General features: G+C 47.9%; 7 protein-coding genes, 1 tRNA gene and 1 pseudogene. 4 read left to right on the forward strand and 5 right to left on the reverse strand.

Annotation, left to right across the window (positions count from 1 at the left end; genetic code table 11):
* Positions 1-29 precede the first annotated feature (29 nt).
* Complete coding sequence (locus tag OR1_RS22220) at positions 30-1,409, reverse strand: DUF3426 domain-containing protein (protein ID WP_041974919.1); 1,380 nt, start codon at positions 1,407-1,409, stop codon at positions 30-32.
* 305 nt (positions 1,410-1,714) lie between these two features.
* On the opposite strand from OR1_RS22220, the gene OR1_RS20245 reads away from it, so the two are divergent.
* Positions 1,715-2,398, forward strand: a complete 684-nt coding sequence (locus OR1_RS20245) for a DUF1573 domain-containing protein (RefSeq protein WP_041974921.1) — start codon at positions 1,715-1,717, stop codon at positions 2,396-2,398.
* Positions 2,399-2,405: 7 nt separating this feature from the next.
* Here the strand turns inward: OR1_RS20245 and OR1_RS20250 are convergent, their stop codons facing one another.
* Positions 2,406-3,263 carry an MBL fold metallo-hydrolase gene (locus tag OR1_RS20250; RefSeq protein WP_237754377.1) on the reverse strand — a complete coding sequence of 286 codons (858 nt, stop codon included), beginning with the start codon at positions 3,261-3,263 and terminating at the stop codon, positions 2,406-2,408.
* Between the two features lie 114 nt (positions 3,264-3,377).
* Between OR1_RS20250 and OR1_RS20255 the strand changes: the two genes are divergently transcribed.
* Positions 3,378-3,454, forward strand: a tRNA-Arg gene (locus tag OR1_RS20255).
* Between the two features lie 38 nt (positions 3,455-3,492).
* On the opposite strand, the gene OR1_RS20260 is transcribed toward OR1_RS20255, so the two are convergent.
* The 3 genes from OR1_RS20260 to murJ all read right to left on the reverse strand — a co-directional run bounded on the left by OR1_RS20260 (position 3,493) and on the right by murJ (position 5,965).
* Positions 3,493-3,753, reverse strand: coding sequence for a hypothetical protein (locus OR1_RS20260; protein WP_041974924.1), 261 nt, complete (start codon positions 3,751-3,753; stop codon positions 3,493-3,495).
* A 74-nt stretch (positions 3,754-3,827) separates the two neighbouring features.
* A complete protein-coding gene (locus OR1_RS20265; protein ID WP_041974926.1) occupies positions 3,828-4,391 on the reverse strand; it encodes a methylated-DNA--[protein]-cysteine S-methyltransferase in 564 nt (187 codons plus the stop codon).
* Positions 4,388-5,965 carry a murein biosynthesis integral membrane protein MurJ gene (gene murJ / locus OR1_RS20270; protein WP_041974928.1) on the reverse strand — a complete coding sequence of 526 codons (1,578 nt, stop codon included), beginning with the start codon at positions 5,963-5,965 and terminating at the stop codon, positions 4,388-4,390. The genes OR1_RS20265 and murJ overlap by 4 nt, the downstream gene beginning before the upstream one ends.
* Before the next feature lie 194 nt (positions 5,966-6,159).
* On the opposite strand from murJ, the gene OR1_RS20275 reads away from it, so the two are divergent.
* Both OR1_RS20275 and OR1_RS22960 read left to right on the forward strand, forming a co-directional pair.
* Complete coding sequence (locus tag OR1_RS20275; protein WP_041974930.1) at positions 6,160-6,426, forward strand: cytochrome c3 family protein; 267 nt, start codon at positions 6,160-6,162, stop codon at positions 6,424-6,426.
* A gap of 19 nt (positions 6,427-6,445) precedes the next feature.
* Positions 6,446-6,627: pseudogene (locus OR1_RS22960) on the forward strand (hypothetical protein); the annotation flags it as partial.

The following is a 6,627-nucleotide window of genomic DNA, read 5'->3' on the forward strand; positions in this document are numbered from 1 at the left end:
ATGATAGTCGGCCGTTTTTTATTGCTCGATCAGCGCCCGGCAGTTGTTGATCCCACTATCTCCAGGCCAAATTCCCCGGATTCCTTCGGAATATTTGAAAAGACAACAACGAACGGAATTGCTTTCCCAGGCTGCACACCAAGATTTGACAAAGAATCACCGAACTGATTTGCCATTACTCCGTCTATTTTTGTCATCGGCAAAGTTGACAACTGCTCTTGAGTTAACGAGTTCCCGCAATATACGCTTTTGCTGGTCAGGGCACCACCCTTGGCATCATAAACCGTTGCTTTGAGTTGTATTGACGCCCGGGGCTTTTTAAAAACATTTACTACTTCGCCTTTTATTACAAGCAGCTCTCCAGAATCCCTGTTCCTGATGAATTCGCTCCTTGTATTTCTTATAGAAATTCCACCCTCTTCTTTGTTTTCTATACCTGCCCAGCGGGAAACAGCAGTTAGCCCTAATCTTTCGAAAACTTCCGGTCCTTTCAGCATAAAATAGAGACCGCCACCTCCAAGTATGATGATTGAGACAACGGAAATTGCCACTACAACAAGAGGCAACCTGGACTTACCCAATCTTCTGGAGGAAATTGCCGGGGGGGGGATCTCATCTGCAGCAATATCAGAAAAAGCGACAGGTTGCGAAGATTGATCTTTAGATGTATCCGGGATCGGGAAGTCAGTGATTCTTTCCTCCTGGCTAAGAGACGCTGTTTCATTTTGTTTAGCAATTTCATTTTGATCAACGTCCCACGAGATCCCTGCAGAGAAATCAAAGTCATCAGAACCTATCGAACTGACAACGTCCTGAGATCCATAAACTTTGTCAGTTGAGACATCTCCAGCCTGATAACTGGAGATCGGCAGATCAGATCCGGCGGATTCAACAGGAATATCGAAAAAAGGCCCTGACTCAGTCGAAACTGTTTCTTGCGAAAAAACTTCCTCACGCGATTGCTGATAATCATCTCCATAGGAATCAGAATCTGCGCCTACGGCCATTGCATCACTTTCGAGATTATCCGTCCCTATCTGAATTTGATCGGCCGCCGGTTCAAAATCGCCCTGGGTACTATCAGGTATCCCCTCTTGCGTATCTTTGAAATCGAATCCTTCACTTCCGGCCGCCTCGGCCTCTATACTGTCATTATCGCGCCCCTGATTGCCAACCCGAATAAGATCCGCAAAGCCGGCTTCGCCAGCAATGTTAATACCCTCAGGGGTACTAGAGACCAAGCCATTCAACAAGGCATCAAAATCAGGCTCCTCAATCTTTTCTGCCCGCTCCTTCTTGACAACAAATATATGCCGGCATTTTGAGCAGCGAACCCGTACCCCTTCTTCCTTAACTTTTGCATCATCAAGTTTGAATCGGGTAGAACAAAGTTCACACTGGACGATCATAATAGCCCCAAAAAACTCAATAGATAATTATTTTGCGACATTTACTGTAACTATTATTTCAACATACTCTGTGCGGACAACATGCGGAAAACAGTAAAAGAGGAAAACCTTAATCAGACGAAATGATCAGGGTTCAACTGAAGATAGCCCTTATAGTGTCAATCGTTTCAGACACTCAGAATACAGCAAGGATAATGCTTGAGACTCTATAACAGAAAGGCATAAGAGTGTCAAATCATTATGGCCTTTGCCGGTGCACTATGGTATAGTGTGACAGTTGACTATTACTGTGTCTAGGGGACGAGATGAAATTCACCTTACTCTGTAGTATCATGCTCCTTGCTTTCACTTCAGCTACAGCTATTGCTGCCCCGCAAATCAATGTCCAGCGCCCCTTGCACAACTTTGGTACACTCGTGCAAGGGAAAAAACTGGACCATACATTTGTTATCAAGAATACCGGCGACTCCCCTTTAAAAATATCCCGTATCCGGCCGGCTTGCGGCTGTACAGCTGCCAATGCTTCGTCTCCGGTAGTAAATCCTGGGAAAACCTCGGATATCAAAGTATCATTCAACTCTTCCAACTTCTTTGGCAATGTAAGCAAAACCATTGCCGTCGAAAGTAATGACCCTGCAACCCCGGTGTTCACGCTGACATTGACAGGTAATATCGTTGAAGAGATTTCGGTCAAACCCAAACAGGTGAATCTAGGTCAAGTCAAAACAGATGCCGCAACGACAAACATAGTTACTGTTGAAAACCGCGGCAATAAACCCCTGAAACTGACATCAATAAAGAGTCCAATGCCGCAATTATCCGCCAAGGCCGACAAAACACTGCTCAAGCCGGGAGAATCTGCCAAAATAACCGTTGTCGTTACGCCGCGACGAGATGATCGGATGCTGAGCGGTTACCTGTCTATCTCGACTGACAACCCGGACAAGCAGGAAATAATGATTCCGGTGTATGGTTCGCTAGCGAAATAACCGATTTTCACTTTTCCTTCAACTCCCCGTATGCCCTTTCAACGTTTACTTCAAAAAAGGTTCTATATCCCGGAAGATTAATATATTGCGGGATTTTGAATTCTTTTTTGGTTACGGCAAGAGAATCTCCTTTTTCAATGTGACGTAACACCTCGGTCAAAAAATCCTTCATGAACATTCTGAACTGGGTTATCCCCTCAGTATCAGTTACTCTTCCGACTCCTGGAATAACAATATTTGCCGAAAGGGATTCAAGGAATTCCAGACTTATCACCCACTCTCGCATGAATCCGGTTCCCATGTAACCAATTGACCGATTGAATACCAAGTCAGAGGTAAACAATACTCCTTCGCTTGGGACATAAACGATTAAATCGCCTTTACTATGGCCGAAGTCCGTATTGCTGAGAACTATCGACAAATTCTCTCTCTGTAAAGTCAAGCCTTTTTCAAAAAAGGTTACCGGATTCTTAACCTGACGGTACTCGCTTTTCAGTGCCTGCCAGGTCTGCCAAGATGTAATTATCTCGGCGTTTACCGGGAGGTCTACATCTATATAGTTATACCCGCTATGATGATGGGTAAGTATTATCTCTCGTACAGGATTTTGCGTGATCTTGCCGATCTCGGCTACCAATTCCCGAACTGTTTCTTGGACAAAATGGGCTCCGGCCAGGATTACATGACTTCCGGTCACGATGAACATCGCATTGCTGGCAGCTTTTCCGCTAGGCAATGCAATCGCTGCATACACGGAGTCCGAGACTTTTTGGATATCATAATGTTTCCCTGCAAAAGCCTTCTCAGAACCAGTAAACAGAATCATAACCAGGCAACAAACAATGAATATTGAACGAATCGGCATTAATTCTCCGGACTAGGTGTTGGGTTTGAAATGCTGCGATTGAACGGATCACGAAGCAGTAACAACAGATTAACCCTTGAGTTAAGCAGGAAATTGGTGTAGATATGATGACGCGGGCGGTTAGCTCAGATGGATAGAGTACAGGCCTCCGAAGCCTGGGGTCGTGGGTTCGAATCCCATGCCGCCCGCCAGATTTTCCTCTCCACAAAATACTATTTCATTACCCTGCTTATACTTTTTCCTGTGCATCCTCGTTCGAATCCCGCTCCTCCCGGTCGTATTCGGCCTCATCTTCAAGCTCCTGGGCCTCTTTAGACATCATCAGGGCCTCCTTTGAAATATTGACCGAATCGGATTTCGCCTTCTCTTCAGCCCTCAGAAAAGCGTCTTTGGCCTTTGATACCGTCATTATCTGAGCAGTCTGGGCATGGGGATTCACTTCAGCAGGATTCATGAGTACGCTGTTTGCAGTAATCTGAGGCGTTGACATTTGTCACCTCCGTTTTGAAGAATTATATCACTTCCAACCGGTTTCCAAGAAAGAAAAATCCCTGGATAACCGGATCAGGGAGATAAAGGAGGGCACACTCTCTTATTATCGCAGATTCCCACTCCCTCAAGACGCAGCAGCCAAGACTTCGATGCCAATCCTCCCGGAGCGGAATAGCCGGTAAGCCCACCGGATTTGGCAACAACCCGGTGGCAAGGGATAATCACCGGTAGCCGATTTGCCGCCATGGATGCGCCAACCCCTCTCGCAGCCAGTGGCCTGCCTATTGAAACCGCAACTGCTGCATAACTCATTGTCGAACCATAGGGGATTTTTGCTACTTCCATATAAACATCATGCTGAAAAGCAGTAAAACCGCTCATATCAATCGGCAGTCCGAAAGTAACCTTCTCACCTTCAAAATAGGCAGCAAGAAGCCCGGCAGCAGCCGCTGCAATCCCCCCTCCTTCGCGGATATCCGGCCAGTTACTTATTATCCGTGCAATCATTTCCTCCCTGCCATTGCCGCCAAATGGGAGAAAAACCTCAACCAGTCCGTCATTTCCGGCAACAACGCCCCCCCATCCCGGAGAAGAGCTATAGAGCGAGTAACAACAGCCATTTATCGTACATTTCATGATTCCCTCTTTCTGTTAAACTTCTTCCGCACCATTTCAAAAGCGTCATGTACCTCGTCACACCGCAACAGCCAGGTACACCCTATATAGACAGCGGCAACACCGGCGACGGTTCCACCCATGAGCCCGGCCTTTAACAGTCGACCGCCCGGCTGCGACCAGTCGGTAAGCCCCATGGCCCACCAGGCGATCATGGCAACCGGGATGGAAGCGACCATGGATTTGGTTGCTACAGCGGTTATCCCCCTTGCTCCGAACGGGCCTAGCTTCCTGCGTAGCAAGATGGCAAGCAATGCCAGATTCCCAAAGGCGGAAAGAGTCGAGGCCAACGCGAGCCCCCCATGTAAAAGCGGCCCCATAAGGATCAGACTCATGACAACATTTATGACAAATGCGATGAATGCAGTTATAACAGGGGTTCTCGTATCCTTGAGTGCATAAAAGGCTGGCACCAGTACCCTTACCATTGCCACAAACGCAAGGCCCAGAGAATAGTAAACCAATGCCTCGCCGCATCGTTGCGCCTTGTCGAAACCGAATTCCCCCCCCATGAACAGAAGGCTGAATATCGGCGTTGAACAGACAATAAGCCCTGCCATGGCCGGGATGGTAATGTAAAGTATCAGTCTGAGGCCGAAAGCAAGGGTATCCTTAAGCGCAGGAATCTCACCGCTAGCCGCCTGTCTGCTCATGGACGGCAGCACTGCCTGCGCTACCGAGACGGTGAAAATCCCTTGCGGGAATTCAAACAGCCGTTGCGCGTAGTAGAGATAGGAGACGCTCCCTTGAGGCAACAGAGACGCAAGAATATTCCCCACCGTAATATTCAGATAGTAGACACCGACCCCGAATATGGAAGGCCCCATTAGGAGGGAGATCCTTCTGACTGCCGGGTGCCTGAACGCAAATGACGGTCGGATCGGAAAACCCATACGGTACAGGGTCGGGAGCTGAAGAAGCAGTTGCAGCACACCGCCGACTAGTACGCCGACCGCCAGGGCCGTGATCGGAACCTCGTACCGATCATGCAAAAGCCAGGCACAGAGGATCATTGATATGTTCAAAAACACGGTCGAAATCGCCGGGGTGAAAAAATGCCGGACTGTATTCAGAATGCCCATGCATAACGCTACCAGGCTTATGAAAAAGATGTACGGAAACATCAACCGGTTGAGAAAGACGGTCAGATCGTATTTTTCGGTTACAGCGCGAAACCCGGGGAACATGAGCCCGACTATCTGTGGCGAAAAAATGATCCCCAGCAGAGTAATCACTGCCATTAGTATGGTTAGAAGGGTAAAACAGATATTGGCAAGTTCTCGGGCAGCCTCTTCTCCTTCCTTGCTCAAGGTCTCGGAAAAGGTCGGGACAAAGGCCGAAGTGAGCGCCCCTTCGGCAAAAAAACGGCGGAGCATGTTGGGGATCTGGAACGCTGCGAAGAATGCGTCTGTGTAAAGCCCGGCGCCAAACAGTCTTGATACGACCATATCGCGCACCATCCCCATAATTCGCGAAAGGATCGTTGCAGCTCCCAACACCCCCGCAGCTCTGGCAACATTCCGTTTTTCCGACATCCTATCCCCTGTCAGTAGCAATCTTGGCTGTTTATCATAGTTACGCGTTAAACTGGTAATATTTTAACTGATCAGGCAACTCTCCGGAGATATCGGTTGACTTTGTTCCTGCACTGCATTATTAGTTTGGATTTAATTGCTGTTTATGTCAGAAGAAGGCCGTTTGGTCAGCAACGCGGTCTCCGGAGCTGCCCATGAAATACTATCCTCACATAGCATTGCTGCTGATTATTCTAGGGGCTTCCGGCGCAAATGCAATGAAATTCTCCGCTTACAACGGTGATGTCTATTTCGACCACAGAATGCACCGTCTGATCTACGATTGCAAGTCGTGTCACGAAGGACCGCCGCAACATTTTGAATTGGATCACGAATCAGGCCACAAGCTCTGCATCGGATGTCACAGAAAAGAGGGGAAAGGCCCATCCCGTCACTGCAGCGACTGCCACAAGACATCCTGACAGCAGTGACATCTTCCCCATGAAAATTCCCATTCTTTTAATCATCCTGTTGATCGCAACGGCAGTAACGGCAACGGATCTTTTGCATCCCGGAAAATTCAGTACCGGTGATCTCTCCGGCTGGTCCGATAAAATATTCAAAGGGAAAACAACATATTCCCTTGTCAATGAAGGGGACAAAACCGTTCTCAAGGCACACAG

Origin of the sequence: Geobacter sp. OR-1, assembly GCF_000813145.1 — a bacterium.
Lineage (GTDB): Bacteria > Desulfobacterota > Desulfuromonadia > Geobacterales > DSM-12255 > Geoanaerobacter.